Consider the following 15408-nt stretch of genomic DNA (forward strand, 5'->3'; position numbering starts at 1 on the left):
CCTCCTCAAGGGGCGATGTAGTGTTGTCCCAGGTCGTGATATTCCGTTCCGTCGCGTAACGCCTTCAAACGATAATACTCCCGTTCAACCGCATCGCCATAGTCTTGGCATTGGCGCGTGAATGTGTTGTAGTCCTTAGCGTTCGGGTTGGTCTTTTTATCCCACTCGGGGCGAAGATTTTCCGCCGCTTGCTTGAGTAAATCGTCTTCGAGGTGGGACTCTTCATATGCCAGATCCACTGTGCTCAGAATATTGCTTTGGAAGCTTTGATCCAGCTTGGGCCGGGCGGTGGCGTTGCCGGGGTGGCCGGACTGGAATGAACTGGGCGAGGTCTTGACCTTGAGAGCCTGGGTGGAGGACCAATCCTCCACCGGCACGTCGCGCAGGATCTGGTCGGTCCCATGCTGCGGGGTGTCTGGAGGCATCAATCACGGCACAACTTTGCCTTTTGTAGTGCACAGTAATGCCCTATACTCCATACATGCGATACATAATTACTGTTATCACAATCATTATTGCTCTTGGGGCACCTGGGGTCCTGGCTGCAAACGCCCATGAACCCGCGCAGCCTGACTCCTACGGCTGGCACTATATCAAGGCGAATGCCGAACTTGATACCGACCAATGTGCATTCGGCATACCGGGCAGCCCATTGTGTGTCGCAGAGAATCTCCTGGCCTGCGAATTGCGTGGTGATCCGACACTCTGCTCGGCGGCTCGGGGCGAACCGGGTGCGTTCAATGGACCGGCCCCAGTCAAAGGAGACGACTTGCGGGCCATCGGCTACCGCTTTGTTTCGCTGAGGAAGTTTGCCGAACCTTTCGAGCGGGAACCATCCAATCCACTTGGCGTACACCAGTGGGACGTGGCCCTGACCCTCGAGACCATATCCTGCCGACAATCCAAAGAGAAAAGCACGCCGCCAATCTGTAGCGGTCCGATACGAGACAGGAGTTTTCTGACTCGGCGCAACCCCACTGAGGACGATTTATGGTACCTGGTGGTCGATGATCAAGGTCTCGGAATTCCAATCTATCTGACGTCGGAATGCGAACTTGGATTTGGCCAGGACGTACATCCTCCCTGCACGACCACGCATCCAAATCTGGTGCAATTGAGCGAGGCCTACGTTCCGCCGCGGGTCAAACAGAGACTCATTCCCGAACCGACGAGCGAGCCCGCCTGGCGCTATCTTTCCGGCAACCCCGCAGCCTCAAACACGGTCTGCCTGGGACAAACCCGGACGCCTGAATGCTGGGTGGAGAACAAGTTGGCGCTTCAATGGCTTGGTCAGGATATTCTCTCTGACGTGGTTTGGGAAAACGTCCAAATACCTGATTTCACTCTCCACGAGGCATTTAGAGCGGGATGAATTTAGGTTGGTCCATATCCGGCGTTTCTGACGAGGTTGGCGCATTCCTGCGGCGGGAAGGCATCGAGTAGCCTTCCGATGGCCTCGCAGAGCGCATCGACGGTGCGCGCGGCCTCCTTGCGCAGCAGATGCTTGAGTTTGGCAAAGACCTGCTCGATGGGGTTCAGGTCGGGGGAGTATTTCGGCAGGAAGAACAGCTTGGCACCCGCGCCTCGGATGAGGCGGCGGATGGCTTCGCCCTTGTGGCTGCCGAGATTGTCCATGACCACGATATCGCCGGGCTTGAGGGTGGGGATGAGCACCTTCTCGACATAGACCCGGAAGCGTTCGCCATTGATCGGCCCGTCGAGAACCCAGGGCGCCTCAATGCGGTCGTGGCGGAGCGCGGCGAGGAAGGTCATGGTTTTCCAGTGGCCATACGGCACCTTGGCGTCGAGCCTTTGGCCGACCGGCGCCCATCCCCGGAGCGGCGCCATGTTGGTCTTGGTCCAGGTTTCGTCGATGAAGACTAGGCGATCAATGGCCACCCGGTCCTGATACGCCTTCCACTGTTCACGCTTACGCGCCACGTCGGGCCGATCCTGTTCCCTGGGAAGGACGCTTTTTTTTGAAACTCAGTTTTTCGGCATGCACGAATTCCCAGACGCTGCGGTAGTCGACCATCACCTTGCGCTCGGCCAGTTCCGCCACCAACCCACGCAACGTGAAGTCCTTCTCCTTGCACCGCTGGATAAGCCAATCACGGTGTTCTCCTCGGATTGTCTTCGGCCGGTTCCCTCCCATCTTGTCGGGCGCAACACTGCCCGTCTCGCGGAAACGGGTCACCCAGCGGATGACCGAACTGACACCAACGGCAAACCGCGCCGCGGCCTGGTGCCGAGAGAGGCCGCCTTCCTCAACGGCGGCGACCACACGCTCGCGGAGATCGTTCGAATAGGGTTTCGTCATCCATACTGGCCTCCTTTTCCAGCCAGTATGTTGAATCAGAATTGCGAGACTTTGGGAATCCCCTTTCGATTCACTCCGGCTTCATCCCGCTCTAGAAGCAATCGAGTTGTTGGGTACCGCTTGGTCGCAAAACGCCGTTTTCGACGCAAAGATATCGAGGATGGAATCAATAATTTCTTAGATATTCAGCCGGGAGATGTAGCAATCCACTACGAAAAAACATTCTGTGACTTTGATCTCTTCGACTACGGATCATTCATATGCTCTTCCCGTTTTGGCACTGAGGGAGCGCTTGTCCGCAAGGACCCAGTTTCAGGCACTTGGTTTCAATTCTATCATTACTGTCGGCAGGATTTCTGTGACGATTTGACACAGGATCTGCGTGTTGGATTCGCCGAGCAACTACCCAAATAAAAGGCAAGGCCTGAGGCTGACCTTGAGTGTTTACGGTCTGAAATTTCCGTGCCGGTTCTTTTCACCGGGTTCTCTCGCGTCTCTCTCGTCTGCAACGGCGTTGAGAAGACGATCCCGGGTATTGGGATCGGCAAGTAGCCGCTTGAATTCTCTCAACGTGGTCTTCCCAACGACCGCATTTTCTCCCGGATGCCTAGGAGGGATTGCCCCTGGGACGACGCGATTGATGGCTTTCTGGATGACCTCGGCGCCACCGCTTCTTCCTTGGCGATATAGCGTATCAGCCAAGGCGTTTCGCCCTTTCGCGTCAGGTATCGAAGCCAACGCGTTGGGCTGCTTTGTTTCACGCAGTGCGTCATCAAAATAATCATTGTAAAACTGCGCGACTTGATCAGGCGTAAGGGATTCTGGCAGAGGTGTAGGGGAACCAGAGGAAACGACCTGGGTTTTTCCATTTCTGCTAAATTCGTCCAACGTCCCAAAGGTAATTCCAGCATAGGTATTAGATTTCCCGCCCTGATGTTTCACCAACCCGCCTTCCTGATCGAGAACGGCCAGATAGGCCTCTCTTTCCTGTTGTGTCACGTTGTTCAACTTTCCTGTCGAAGCGTAGAAGTCGGCCCTTCCTTGGGCTTTGACCGGGTCGGCGAACCAGGATTTCTTGTTCGCAGGTGGCGGTGGGGTCTGGGATGAGGTCTGGCTTGCCGCTGGTTGTGTTGACTGCGCAACTTGAATCGTCGAGGAAGGATTCTTCGTACTCCGTTCAGAATCCGATGATCCTGTTCTTTGAAAACGGTGATCGAATGCTTGCGTATCTTCGGCATTGGCCGGTTGAAAGCCACGCTTCGAAAGCGCCGCACCCCTTATCCGAGCCTGCAAGGCCGCCAAGGCGATCCTCTGGTCCTCTGGAGAGGCATGGCTGGTGGGTTTGGCGAAATGGTCCTGCACGTCGCTCCGCTGCGTTTTGTCCAAGCCCTCATCCGTGGCGATTTTGTCGATCAATGCCTGGGCTTCGGGAGCTTTTTGATCAGTCAAGGTATCGTTTCCTGAGCCACCTGTCAGGACGGTGTCCCCTGCATCGCCAGTCAGTGTCTCCGGCATCCCCGCCTTGGCCCGCGCGCCCAATCCGGCGTTGATTCCTGCGTCGATTTGCTTGCGGTCGTCGGGGTGGAAGAAGCTGGTGCCGCTGGCCGATTGCCCGGAGGCGAGGTCCACCGTGCCCGGGAAGGTGTTCTTGAACCATTGATCCAGCTTGGGGCGGGCGGTGGCGTTGCCGGGGTGGCCGGACTGGAATGAACTGGGCGAGGTCTTGACCTTGAGGGCCTGGGTGGAGGACCAATCCTCCACCGGCACATGGCGCAGGATCTGGTCAGCCACATGTTGCGGGGTGTCCGGGTGCTTCTGGAAATCGTGCTTGTAGTCTTCTTCGTGACCCACCGGGGGCGGGCCTTTGGGAGCCGTTTTTTGGGCCAGGGCCTGTCGTTGCTGCTGCTGCTTTTGCTCTTGCGCATTCCGACGCAAAGCGGCCACTGATTCCGATCCAAAGCGGCCACTGATTCCGATTTAATCCGGCCACCGATTCCGACGCAAAGCGGCCACTTTTGTCTGGCCTGTGATCGACCTCGTTGGGTGATCTTTTGAGGGTTACCTTCGCACCTTTTGGGAAGGAGCGGAGATGCCCAGGGAGAGGTTGCCCATGCGCAAGATTAGCGACGTTTTGAGGCTGCATGCCGAGGGCCTGTCGAGGCGGCGGATCGCCGTCAGTTTGAATATTGGCCGTACAACGGTCGGGGATTATATCGCCCGGGCCAAACAAGCGGGGTTGAATTGCTTGAAATTACCCACAGTTTGTGGGTCTTGATGGATGATGGGCCACATTTAGGCTTGACTCTCAGGAATCGGCCATGATTCGTTGTTGGGCACCTCACAGTATAGGGTGCAAACATGGGATCGTGGGTGGATGACGAAACGGCAAGCTGTGATCTGGGTGATGCGCGGCTGAACCGGCGGATGGGAGCGATGCTGGCTGCCATGGGAGAGCGACCGGGTGGATCGCTGCCCACCGCGTTCCAGGACTGGGCGAATACGAAGGCGGCTTACCGCTTCTTTGCAAATGAGAATGTCAGCGAGGACAAGATCCTGGCGGGACACTTCGCGGCCACCGCGTTGCGGGTACAGGCCATAGACGGACCAATTCTCGTGCTGCAGGACACCACCGAATTCTCGTTCAAACGGAGCAAGCCCGAGAAAGTCGGTTTCACGAAGACCTCCTGCGGCCATAAAACCAAGGAAGGGCGCCATCATCAGCATACGATCTGCGGCATGCTCATGCACGTAAGCCTGGCCGTTACACCCGACGGCCTGCCGCTCGGGCTGGCCGCCGCGCGGTTTTGGTCGCGAGACAAGTTCAAAGGCACGAAGGCTCTGAAACGCAAGATCAATCCCACACGGGTTCCGATCGAACAGAAGGAGAGCATGCGCTGGCTCGACAATCTTCGACTTTCGACCGAGTTGATCGGCGCGCCCGAGCGGTGCATCCATATCGGTGACCGGGAGAGCGATATCTATGAGCTCTTCAGCCTCGCCCGGGAACTCGGCACCCATTTCCTGGTGCGCTCCTGCGTCAACCGGCTTGCCCAAGACGGGGCGACGACGATCGCGCAGGTAATGGAGGGGATCGAGCCCAGCGGTACGCATTTCATCCGCTTCCGGGATGCCACCGGCCAGCCACAGGAAGCCCAGCTGGCTATCAAGTTCTCCACCATGACCGTGTGTCCACCAATTGGGAAACAGAAAAAGTACGAACATCAACGGCTCCAGATCATCCATGCCATCGAGGTCGATCCTCCCATCCACCGGGAACCGCTGCTGTGGAAACTGATCACCAACCTTGCCGTAACCTCCTTCGAGGAGGCCGTCCACAAGCTCGATTGGTACGCTCGGCGCTGGAGTATCGAAACCTTCTTCAAGACCCTCAAGACCGGATGCCGGATCGAAGACATCCGTCTCAGCACTGCCGACCGATTGGCCAATTGCATCGCGCTTGCCAGCGTGACGGCCTGGAGGATCTCCTGGATGACGTGGCTTCGCCGTACCGAACCGGCGAGCACGCCGCGGGCCGTCTTCACAGACACGGAATTGGCGCTCCTGGATCGCACCGCGCCCGCCACTCGCCCCGGCCAAGCGCGTAACCTCGATTTCTATATCGTCGCCGTCGCCCGCCTTGGCGGCTACCTCGCCCGACGACACGACCCTCCGCCTGGAACCACCGTCCTGTGGCGGGGATTCTCCCGCCTCGCCGACCTCGTTATGGGCTTCGAAGCCGCATATGGTAATGGAAAAACACTTGTGGGTAATTGAAAGGTTGAATTGGCCCTTACCCGGGGACCTTTCGGAGGAAGGGCTGGAGCAGCTATTGTTTCCGCCCTTGCGGGTTCGAACGAGGGAACGCCCACTTCCGCCCGATTGGCCGTCGCTGCACCGGGAGAAAAAGAAGCCCGGCGTGACCCTGGCCCTTTTGTGGGAGGAATACCGGGCGCGGCATCCAGAGGGTTACGGTTACAGCCGGTTCTGTGATCTTTACCGGGACTGGCGGGGTAAGCTGAACCCGACCATGCGCCAGAACCATGTGGCCGGTGAGAAGCTGTTTGTCGATTACGCCGGTCAAACCGTGGAAGTGATTGACGGCTTGACCGGCGAGGTCCACGAGGCCCAGATCTTCGTCGCCACCCTGGGAGCCTCCAGTTACACCTACGCCGAGGCCACTTGGAGCTAGGCGCTGCCTGATTGGATCGGTTCGCACAGCCGCGCCTTCAGTTTTTTCGGCGGCGTTCCCAAGCAGATCGTTCCCGACAACCTCAAGTCCGGTGTCATCAAATCCTGCATTTATGATCCCGAGGTTAATCGGACCTACGCCGATCTGGCGAACCATTACGGTACGGCGGTCATTCCCGCCAGGCCCTACAAACCAAGGGATAAGGCGAAGGTGGAAGTCGGCGTTCAGGTGGTCGAGCGCTGGGTTCTGGCCCGCCTGCGCAATCGCCGTTTCTTCTCCCTGGCCGAACTCAATCAGGCAATCCGTGAACAGCTTGAGGTTCTGAATAGGCGGGTCAGCAAGCATCTGGATGCGTCCCGGCGGCAACTGTTCGAAGAACTGGACCGCCCGGCCCTCAAAGCCTTGCCCGCCGAGCCCTTCGAATACGCCGAATGGAAACAGCGACGCGCCGGCATCGATTACCATGTGGAAGTGGGCAAGCATTTTTACTCGGTCCCGCATGCGTTGGTCAAACAAACCCTGTGGGCTCGCATCACGGAACGCAGTGTCGAGATATTCCATAAAGGCAAGCGTGTCGCCGTCCATATGCGCGGCCCCGGCAATCGGCGTCATACCACGGTCCCGGAACACATGCCGTCATCACACCGACGATACGCCAGTTGGACGCCGGAGAAAATCCGCCGCATGGCTACCGCCCAAGGGGCCAACACGGAAGCCCTCGTTGACATTATTCTGCGCCGCAAGCCACACCCGGAACAGGGCTTTCGTTCCGCTATCGGCATCCTCCGCCTGGCCAAGGCTCATGGGCCGGAACGCCTGGAGGCGGCTTGCGAAAGAGCGCTTGAGATCGGCGCCCATTCCTATTCTTCCGTCAATTCCATCCTCAAGAACAGGCTTGAGGATTGCAAAACGAAACAGGCTGAGAACGGTCCCGCCATCGATCATCCCAACATCCGGGGTTCCGGATATTTTCATTAAGGAGGAAAACAACCATGTTGCAACACCCCACTCACGACCAACTGAAGCTCCTCAAGCTGACCGGTATGGCTCAGGCCTTCGCCGACCTCAGAGACAACCCCCAAGCCGAAGATCTGGCTCATGATCAATGGCTGGCTCTGCTTCTTGATCGTGAAGAAGCCGTCCGTGACGACCGCCGATTGACCTACCGTTTAAGAAACGCCCGCCTGCGCCACGCCGGGGCCTCAGTCGAGAACGTCGATTACCGCAGCCCCAGGCGTCTCGATAAATCCCTGTTCCAGCAACTGGCCCAGGGGAAATGGATCGCCCAAAAACAGAACCTGATCATTACGGGTCCATGCGGTATCGGCAAATCATGGCTCGCTTGCGCCTTGGGTCAAAAAGCTTGCAGAGATGATTATTCCGTCCTCTACAAACGCCTGCCCCGAATGTTCTCCGAATTGGAAATGGGTCGCGCCGATGGCCGTTACCCGCGTTTGTTTCGCGCCCTGACAAAACCAAACGTGCTGATCCTCGACGATTGGGGCCCGGAAAAACTCAACGCTGATCAGCGCCGCGATCTTATGGAAATCGTCGAAGAGCGTTACCAAAATGCCTCGATCCTGATCACCAGCCAACTGCCCGTCGATAAGTGGCACGACGTCATCGGCGAGCCCACCTTCGCCGACGCCATCCTCGATCGTATCGTCCACAACGCCCACAGGCTCGATCTCGACGGACCCTCAATGCGAAAGACCATGGCCGCCAAAACCATTGACCAGACCTAAGGAAAATGACATCAACAAATTACCCAACGGCGTCGATCACGCCGCCAAAAACGAGCCCAGGATAAAGTGGCCGTTTTGGATCGGAATGGGTGGCCGCTTTCCGTCGGAATCAGTGGCCGGTTTCATCGGAATGCGCACTTAAAGAACATGAAGCTGCTGAGCGTGCTTGTGGCATCAGATCGCTTTAATCTTCTTCTGGCGCTCTTCACGGTGCGTTGAACGCAACAGATCCAACGTAGCGTGCAGGTCCGAAAGCTCGTCGGCGCTAATACCGATATGGCGCCCCAACACGCCAGGGGGAATGCGCCACCGCTTGACGCGCTTGCCAGTCTCCACTTCCTCGGCCTGGGGAAAATTGCGCAACACGGCGTCGCGCATGCGCATGGCGGTTCGTCTGCCGACGCCGTAGCGATATTGAATGTCAACGGCGGAGTAAAAAACCGGCCACGGGGCGGCGTAAAAGTCGGCCACCTTTGGCCAGCGGATGAGATCGCCGGGAGGGCGTAGCCCGAGCGGGGGTCTCATACGCTGGCAAGCCGCTTCTACGGGTTTGTGGGTGCCTTTCGGGCTCGGCTTTGGGCTAGCCTGTAGCTCTCACCGTTCATCTCGAGGATGTTGACGTGGTGTGTCAACCTGTCGAGCAGTGCCCCGGTGAGGCGCTCGGTCCCGAAGGTCTCGGTCCACTCGTCGAATGGCAGATTGCTGGCGATCAGCGTAGATCCGCGCTCATACCGCTGGGAGATCATCTCGAACAGCAACTCGGCACCGGTCTTGGACACACCTTCGCGTCCGGCGCGGTCATGATGGGCGAGAGTCTGCCGATGATCGGCAAGCTGCTGGGGCATACCCAGCCCCAGACCACCGCCCGCTATGCCCATCTGGCCGACGATCCGCTCCGCTCCGCCGTGCAGCGGATTGATGCCTTGCTGGACCGAACGATGTCGGGAGGGTGATCCATTCCTATCCGTGGGGGGGCGATGATCTCCCCCCGTCGCCAAATTACTTAAACCCGCCGACCAAAATATTGATTTTAAAATATATTCCCCGAATTTCTCCAAAATTCCCCGAGTTTCTCCGAGTTTCTCCGACTTTCCCCATTTTTCTCCGTCGTGAGGGAGGCAGGATAGGCAATGTGGGCCCACGGCTCCCACATTGCGTCCTGCCTTATTCGCACGCCGGGGGCGCGCTTAACGGGTTTTTTTCGATAAACGTTCTTGCGCCTCTCAGAAAGCCTGTTGTGGAATTCAGTGATGCGCCTGGATCAAAATCATGTCCGGGTTTCCGTGCCTCCCGCTTGATGATCCTGGCGCGGATTCTGGCGATCGCCTGCGGCGACGAGGATTGCGACGATCTACGCCAGGGAACGCAACGCAGCCGGTAGGGCGTTCAATGTTGGGTCATCCATCACCATCCCGAAATAATCCTGTGCCAGTGCAGCGGCAACTTCACCCTGTCCATGGTCTCGGGCTTTCTTCAGTGGGTCACGGTCGGGGCGGCTGGCAAGCCACTTTTTATGCAGGGCGAACGCGCGGGGATCGACGGCAACAATAGGCACCGGCATGCCGTCCTCACCAACCGCGATCTGTGTGAATTTTGGCACGTTCAATAGCCAATCGAGACCCGCCACGGGAGCGGCGGCAAGGTCATCATCCGCGATACGGTCAACCGGATGGGTTGTGATTTTGTTCCGCACCTGGGGGCGCACCAAATCAACATAGAAGCCTTTATCATTCGAAGCCTGATAGCCGCTGCCCTGGAAAGACCGGTCTACCCGTTGCAAGGCGCGCAACAGTCCTTCACGTTTCATTTCCGCCGAACAGAACTTCAAGCCGCGCCGTGCATCGAATAACAAATCAACATCTTTGGTGGCGACGAAATCTCCACCAATATGGACGCCCGCGCGGGCTTCATAGGCATACAATGATGTGGTGCCGATAACGATCAAATCCCGGCCTAAAATACCCTCGCGCGCCAACCGCCGAAGTATCCTTGCGGTAATGGTCGGCACCCTCCCCAAATTCGAAGCCCGCATAATCGGAGCCATGCGGTCAAGCTGTTCCTTCAGGCTGGACTCGCGGGCCTTGGTTTGGGTACGGCCTTCCCGGAAAGCTCTCTCCATTTCTTAGGTTTCTGATGAACGGGGGCCTAGGGATTTCTCAGAAGCTTTAATTTTGCGGTACAGATAATCGCTCCCACCACGAGACGCCCACCGTATGGAACCGGGGAAGCGATGATCAAGGTCTGCCTGTGCCTGAGTGAGGGCGTCATAGGCTTGCACCATGTCAATGATACGGCGACGACCATCCAAATCTATCTCATTGAATTTCATGGTTTTGCCACTCAAATAACTGTTTTGAGTATAATAGTGGCAATAGATTTAAAATCAAATTGTTATATCAAAAGTTCAAGATCTACCGGTTTGCAAGGACCAACCTATCAATCTTCATAGGCTGTATTCCGAATCATGATTCCCTAAAATACACATTTGTTAAGGGGATATTTGTGCTTATGCCAATTTACTATCCATATTGTAGAATCTTCTAAAGTGCCAGGGATCGTCACCGGATGGCGGAGACGGCAGCCCGGCTCCGGGCGCAAACGCGCCTAGAGCCCGGTCCGCTTGCCATAGCGGAGGCACCACACCCGACTCCAGTCCCTTGCCAGCTACCCATGGATAACGAAAGTCAGTTCATAGGCGAAACGGTATCCCCTGCTTTGCTGATCATTCTCGCAAGTTCGTCTTCCATAATCGACCGTCACGCCGCATGTTCATCGCGTTCGAGATATCGGCGGAGCGCATCGCTGACGACGGTGTTGAGGTTGATGCCCTGGCGCTTGGCATAGAGCATGGCGCGGCGGTGCAGATCGCGTCCGGGACGAACGTTGAAGCTGCCCTTCAGGGGAACATCAGGCTTGCGACCTTCGGCCTCGCACAGCTCAAGATAATCGTCCACGGCCTCCTGGAACGCCGCCTTGATGCCTTTGGCGTCTTCGCCTTCATAGGTCACCAGGTCGCGAATGAACTCCAGGCGACCGTGCAGCACCTCGTCCTCGTCGTTGTATTCGACCGATCCAAGATACCCTTTGTATTCCAGCATCGTGCTCATATCAGACCCTCCTCGGTCAGCACCCGCAGCACATTATCAATGACGTACATCTTGACGATGTTGCCGGGGTGCGGCTTGTGCAACGCTATGGCGGGCGCGGTGGCATGGACGAAACGCCGCCGGGAGCCGCCCGTCTTGCCCGTTGTGGCCTCGGCATAGTCGAGACCTTCCAGCATCCTGACGAGTTCATCCCAGGTAAAGTCTTTCGGCCTGCCCTTCAGTCGGGCAACCAGCTTGTCGCGCCGACTCATGCCGCCTCGCCACTCCCATTTTGCTTCTCAGGAATAGTATGGGCATTCGGGCGGGACATTGCAACCGTTTTCAGTCGCAACAAACTGGCGTGCCAGCGCATGAGCACTGGTTTCTGACCACGATCCGGGAGAAACTGGTCAAAATCGGAGCCAAGGTCGTCGCTCATGGCCGCTACGTCACGTTCCAGATGGCGGAGGTCGCCGTACCTCGTGGTCTGCTCCAAGGACATCCTGCTGCTGACCGACCGACTGCGACGACCATCCCTGGCGGTGGGTTGAACGAAAGCAGGACCGCGATGATGGAGGGATAAGTGTGTCCAAATGAGATGAAATCTGACCAAAACAGGTTGCCAAACGCCGTCCGGTGGTCGAAAGCCTGGTCCAGCCTGCGCATTCCGATGAAACCGGCCACCGATTCCGACGGAAAGCGGCCACCCATTCCGATCCAAAACGGCCACTTTATCCTGTTGGATGCGGGAAAATTCCTGGTGACGGATCCGGGATGGTGGTGCCTGCACTCACCCCGGCATTTGCCTCTGTCATTGTGCGTGCAGAAAGCCCGCCGGCACCGGCATCAACTTTGGATATGATTGTCGGCCCGGTGACGATCCGGATTGACGCTTCGACCTCGGCGGATCGCTTGGCGGAGATCGTTACAGCCTTGGGACGGGAGCGATGATGTTTTCTTCCGAGGGCGTGCGGATCGTGGTGGCGACCCGTCCCGTGGACTTCCGTAAAGGCCATGATGGGCTGGCGGCCTATGTCTTCAACGCCATGAGACGCGATCCGTTCACCGGCATGGTTTTCGTGTTCCGGGCCAAGCGGGCGGACCGTTTGAAACTTCTCCACTTCGACGGCAGCGGCCTGGTGATGACCTACAAGCGGCTTGAGGATCAAACCTTTGTCTGGCCCGGGATAAAAGACGGGGTGATGGCCCTGTCTGCGGTGCAATTCGAGGCCCTTTTTGCGGGCTTGGATTGGCGCAAGGTTCGGCCCCTGGAAGGGTCTTCGCCGACGGTGGCCTGACCCAGAAAATGCATGTTTTATAATGCATAAGGCCATGGTTTCTGCTAGATTCCAGCCATGTTGAACGCGCCTGAAAGCGAGCCGGAAAGCGGCCTATCCGAAGCGGACCTGCCCGACGATGTCGAGGCCTTGAAGGCCATCATCCGTTCCCAGCACGTCATCAATACGCGGCTGGAGAAGCTGGTCAAGGCGTTCAAACATGCCCTGTTCGGCGCCAAGTCGGAAAGAATAGCCCGGGATCAACTGGAACTGGCGCTGGAGGATATCGAGACCGGAATTGCCGAGGTTCAGGCTGCGGGCGAGGCTTCGAACACGCCCTCATCAAAGTCAACGAAGAAACCACGCCAGACCAATCGGGGCAATCTGCCCAAACATCTGGAGCGGATTGAGGAAGTCATCAAACCCGATGATGTGACCTGCGCGTGCTGCGGCACCGAGCGCCACGTCATCGGCGAGGATGTGTCCGAACGGCTCGATGTCATTCCGGCGCAGTTCCGTGTGATCATCACCCGGCGTCCCAAATATGCCTGCCGGGTCTGCGAGGAAGGGATCGTCCAGGCCCCCGCTCCGGCACGTCTGATCGAGGGTGGGTTGCCGACGGAAAGTCTGGTGGCCCATGTCATCGTTTCCAAGTACGCGGATCACGCGCCGCTCTATCGCCAGGCCCAGATTTATGCCCGGCAAGGGATCGATCTGGATCGTTCGACCCTGGCGGGCTGGGTGGGCAAGGCGGCTTTCGTTCTTAAACCCGTGGTCGATGCTCTGCTGACGGACTTGAAGGGTTCGACGAAACTGTTCATGGACGAAACCCCGGCACCGGTCCTGGACCCGGGAAGGGGCAAGACCAAAACCGGTTACTTCTGGGCCCTGGCCCGTGATGATCGGCCTTGGGGTGGTGACGATCCTCCTGGCGTGGTGTTTACCTATGCGCCGGGGCGCGGTGGCAAACATGCCGAGGATATCCTGGACGGGTTCGGCGGCATTCTCCAGGTGGACGGCTATACCGGCTATAACCGGTTGATCAAGCCCGGACGGCTCGATCCGGCGATCTGGCTGGCCTATTGCTGGGCCCACGCCCGGCGCAAACTCTATAAACTGGTTAAAACGGGAACATCGCCCATCGCCGGGGAGGGCCTGAAACAGATTGCGGCACTCTACAAAATCGAAGATGAAATCCGCGGTCGGTCGCCCGAAGACCGGCTCGCCGTTCGCCAGGAACGCTCCGCACCCTTGGTCAAAGCCTTTGAAACCTGGATCGCCGAACAGCGCAGCCGGGTCTCGGCAAAATCACTGCTTGGCGAAGCCTTGACGTATATTGCCAAGCACTTCGAAGGGCTCTGCCGGTTCCTATCCGACGGTCGCGTCGAAATGGATTCCAATACCGTCGAGCGGACGATCCGGCCCATCACCCTTAATCGCAAGAATGCTCTCTTCGCCGGTCACGACGCGGGCGCCGAAAACTGGGCGGCGATCGCCTCGCTCATCGAAACCTGCAAGCTGAACGGCATCAACCCCTTCGCCTACATCGAGCATACGCTGAAAGCCATCGTCAACGGCCATAAGCAAAATCACATCAAGGAATTGCTGCCCTGGAATTATCAGGCCGGCGTGTAAGCGGGACACCGCTTACTGTAAGCGGGACACCGCTTACGGTAGATGGACACCTCGAAGAACCGTTTTTTGGTAAGCGGTGTCCCGCTCACAAAATATCCCAGATCCGCTCAGAGCAGAACAGGCGGCCTACACCGTGGGAATACAAATAGGTGGGGTCAAAATGGCGTTTACAGGGCAACGGTGTTGACTCGGTGTTGACTTTTGCAAACCGCCTACAATGGCGCAGCATCAAGAAAGCCGTAAGCGGTGTCCCGCTTGCGCATTCCGATGAAACCGGCCACTGATTCCGACGGAAAGCGGCCACCCATTCCGATCCAAAACGGCCACTTTATCCTGGGCTCGTTTTTGGCGGCGTGATCGACGCCGTTGGGTAATTTGTTGATGTCATTTTCCTTAGGTCTGGTCAATGGTTTTGGCGGCCATGGTCTTTCGCATTGAGGGTCCGTCGAGATCGAGCCTGTGGGCGTTGTGGACGATACGATCGAGGATGGCGTCGGCGAAGGTGGGCTCGCCGATGACGTCGTGCCACTTATCGACGGGCAGTTGGCTGGTGATCAGGATCGAGGCGTTTTGGTAACGCTCTTCGACGATTTCCATAAGATCGCGGCGCTGATCAGCGTTGAGTTTTTCCGGGCCCCAATCGTCGAGGATCAGCACGTTTGGTTTTGTCAGGGCGCGAAACAAACGCGGGTAACGGCCATCGGCGCGACCCATTTCCAATTCGGAGAACATTCGGGGCAGGCGTTTGTAGAGGACGGAATAATCATCTCTGCAAGCTTTTTGACCCAAGGCGCAAGCGAGCCATGATTTGCCGATACCGCATGGACCCGTAATGATCAGGTTCTGTTTTTGGGCGATCCATTTCCCCTGGGCCAGTTGCTGGAACAGGGATTTATCGAGACGCCTGGGGCTGCGGTAATCGACGTTCTCGACTGAGGCCCCGGCGTGGCGCAGGCGGGCGTTTCTTAAACGGTAGGTCAATCGGCGGTCGTCACGGACGGCTTCTTCACGATCAAGAAGCAGAGCCAGCCATTGATCATGAGCCAGATCTTCGGCTTGGGGGTTGTCTCTGAGGTCGGCGAAGGCCTGAGCCATACCGGTCAGCTTGAGGAGCTTCAGTTGGTCGTGAGTGGGGTGTTGCAACATGGTTGTTTTC

19 protein-coding genes and 2 pseudogenes are annotated in these 15408 nt (G+C 57.6%); 11 read left to right on the forward strand and 10 right to left on the reverse strand.

From position 1 onward, the window contains the following. Positions 1–5: 5 nt before the first annotated feature. On the reverse strand, positions 6–425 hold the full coding sequence (locus tag ACYQ1P_RS04185) for a hypothetical protein (protein WP_460019115.1): 420 nt from the start codon (positions 423–425) through the stop codon (positions 6–8). Between the two features lie 56 nt (positions 426–481). On the opposite strand from ACYQ1P_RS04185, the gene ACYQ1P_RS04190 reads away from it, so the two are divergent. Then, a complete protein-coding gene (locus ACYQ1P_RS04190) occupies positions 482–1372 on the forward strand; it encodes a hypothetical protein (RefSeq protein WP_460019116.1) in 891 nt (296 codons plus the stop codon). Between the two features lie 2 nt (positions 1373–1374). Here ACYQ1P_RS04190 and ACYQ1P_RS04195 read toward each other — a convergent pair. Both ACYQ1P_RS04195 and ACYQ1P_RS04200 read right to left on the reverse strand, forming a co-directional pair. Then, positions 1375–2320 (reverse strand): IS630 family transposase gene (locus tag ACYQ1P_RS04195; protein ID WP_460018340.1). Its coding sequence is split into 2 segments (ribosomal slippage): positions 1375–1980 and positions 1982–2320, totalling 945 coding nucleotides; the frame shifts between segments, so codons are not numbered across the junction. 444 nt (positions 2321–2764) lie between these two features. After that, positions 2765–4111, reverse strand: coding sequence for a glycosyl hydrolase 108 family protein (locus ACYQ1P_RS04200; protein WP_460019117.1), 1347 nt, complete (start codon positions 4109–4111; stop codon positions 2765–2767). Between ACYQ1P_RS04200 and ACYQ1P_RS04205 the strand changes: the two genes are divergently transcribed. The 6 genes from ACYQ1P_RS04205 to istB (ACYQ1P_RS04230) all read left to right on the forward strand — a co-directional run bounded on the left by ACYQ1P_RS04205 (position 4112) and on the right by istB (ACYQ1P_RS04230) (position 8254). Next, on the forward strand, positions 4112–4267 hold the full coding sequence (locus ACYQ1P_RS04205; RefSeq protein ID WP_460019118.1) for a hypothetical protein: 156 nt from the start codon (positions 4112–4114) through the stop codon (positions 4265–4267). Positions 4268–4430: 163 nt separating this feature from the next. Continuing rightward, a complete protein-coding gene (locus ACYQ1P_RS04210) occupies positions 4431–4595 on the forward strand; it encodes a helix-turn-helix domain-containing protein (protein WP_460019119.1) in 165 nt (54 codons plus the stop codon). 83 nt (positions 4596–4678) lie between these two features. Then, a complete protein-coding gene (locus ACYQ1P_RS04215; protein WP_460018917.1) occupies positions 4679–6094 on the forward strand; it encodes an IS4 family transposase in 1416 nt (471 codons plus the stop codon). 55 nt (positions 6095–6149) lie between these two features. Beyond that, positions 6150–6509 carry a hypothetical protein gene (locus ACYQ1P_RS04220; RefSeq protein ID WP_460019120.1) on the forward strand — a complete coding sequence of 120 codons (360 nt, stop codon included), beginning with the start codon at positions 6150–6152 and terminating at the stop codon, positions 6507–6509. A 15-nt stretch (positions 6510–6524) separates the two neighbouring features. After that, positions 6525–7487 (forward strand): IS21 family transposase, encoded by a 963-nt coding sequence (gene istA / locus ACYQ1P_RS04225; RefSeq protein WP_460020130.1) that lies wholly within the window; start codon positions 6525–6527, stop codon positions 7485–7487. Between the two features lie 14 nt (positions 7488–7501). Next, a complete protein-coding gene (gene istB, locus ACYQ1P_RS04230) occupies positions 7502–8254 on the forward strand; it encodes an IS21-like element helper ATPase IstB (RefSeq protein WP_460019056.1) in 753 nt (250 codons plus the stop codon). 174 nt (positions 8255–8428) lie between these two features. On the opposite strand, the gene ACYQ1P_RS04235 is transcribed toward istB (ACYQ1P_RS04230), so the two are convergent. Together ACYQ1P_RS04235 and ACYQ1P_RS04240 are read right to left on the reverse strand one after the other, a co-directional pair. Continuing rightward, positions 8429–8638: a hypothetical protein gene (locus tag ACYQ1P_RS04235; RefSeq protein WP_460019121.1), complete on the reverse strand. Its 210-nt coding sequence runs from the start codon at positions 8636–8638 to the stop codon at positions 8429–8431. Between the two features lie 158 nt (positions 8639–8796). Next, a pseudogene (locus ACYQ1P_RS04240) lies at positions 8797–9036 on the reverse strand (ATP-binding protein); the annotation flags it as partial. Between the two features lie 39 nt (positions 9037–9075). Between ACYQ1P_RS04240 and ACYQ1P_RS04245 the strand changes: the two are divergent. Next, positions 9076–9207 carry a hypothetical protein gene (locus ACYQ1P_RS04245; protein ID WP_460019122.1) on the forward strand — a complete coding sequence of 44 codons (132 nt, stop codon included), beginning with the start codon at positions 9076–9078 and terminating at the stop codon, positions 9205–9207. 398 nt (positions 9208–9605) lie between these two features. Here ACYQ1P_RS04245 and ACYQ1P_RS04250 read toward each other — a convergent pair whose 3' ends face one another. From ACYQ1P_RS04250 to ACYQ1P_RS04265, 4 genes are all read right to left on the reverse strand, one after another. Beyond that, complete coding sequence (locus tag ACYQ1P_RS04250) at positions 9606–10262, reverse strand: nucleotidyltransferase family protein (protein WP_460019123.1); 657 nt, start codon at positions 10260–10262, stop codon at positions 9606–9608. Between the two features lie 748 nt (positions 10263–11010). Continuing rightward, on the reverse strand, positions 11011–11361 hold the full coding sequence (locus ACYQ1P_RS04255) for a type II toxin-antitoxin system HicB family antitoxin (protein ID WP_460019124.1): 351 nt from the start codon (positions 11359–11361) through the stop codon (positions 11011–11013). Next, positions 11358–11612 carry a type II toxin-antitoxin system HicA family toxin gene (locus ACYQ1P_RS04260; protein ID WP_460019125.1) on the reverse strand — a complete coding sequence of 85 codons (255 nt, stop codon included), beginning with the start codon at positions 11610–11612 and terminating at the stop codon, positions 11358–11360. The genes ACYQ1P_RS04255 and ACYQ1P_RS04260 overlap by 4 nt, the downstream gene beginning before the upstream one ends. Next, on the reverse strand, positions 11609–11779 hold the full coding sequence (locus ACYQ1P_RS04265; RefSeq protein ID WP_460020151.1) for a hypothetical protein: 171 nt from the start codon (positions 11777–11779) through the stop codon (positions 11609–11611). The genes ACYQ1P_RS04260 and ACYQ1P_RS04265 overlap by 4 nt, the downstream gene beginning before the upstream one ends. Here ACYQ1P_RS04265 and ACYQ1P_RS04270 point away from each other — a divergent pair. The 3 genes and pseudogenes from ACYQ1P_RS04270 to tnpC all read left to right on the forward strand — a co-directional run. Beyond that, positions 11714–11923: pseudogene (locus tag ACYQ1P_RS04270) on the forward strand (hypothetical protein); the annotation flags it as partial. The gene ACYQ1P_RS04265 and the pseudogene ACYQ1P_RS04270 sit on opposite strands and share 66 nt — an antisense overlap. 364 nt (positions 11924–12287) lie before the next feature. Then, entirely contained in the window at positions 12288–12638 is a 351-nt protein-coding gene (tnpB, locus tag ACYQ1P_RS04275; protein ID WP_460019126.1) for an IS66 family insertion sequence element accessory protein TnpB, read from the forward strand. 57 nt (positions 12639–12695) lie between these two features. After that, the gene (gene tnpC / locus ACYQ1P_RS04280) at positions 12696–14252 is read left to right on the forward strand and encodes an IS66 family transposase (protein ID WP_460019127.1); all 1557 of its coding nucleotides are present in this window, start codon (positions 12696–12698) and stop codon (positions 14250–14252) included. A 393-nt stretch (positions 14253–14645) separates the two neighbouring features. Here the strand turns inward: tnpC and istB (ACYQ1P_RS04285) are convergent, their stop codons facing one another. Beyond that, positions 14646–15398, reverse strand: coding sequence for an IS21-like element helper ATPase IstB (gene istB, locus ACYQ1P_RS04285; RefSeq protein ID WP_460019056.1), 753 nt, complete (start codon positions 15396–15398; stop codon positions 14646–14648). Positions 15399–15408 lie beyond the last annotated feature (10 nt).

This window comes from Magnetospira thiophila (assembly GCF_054657015.1).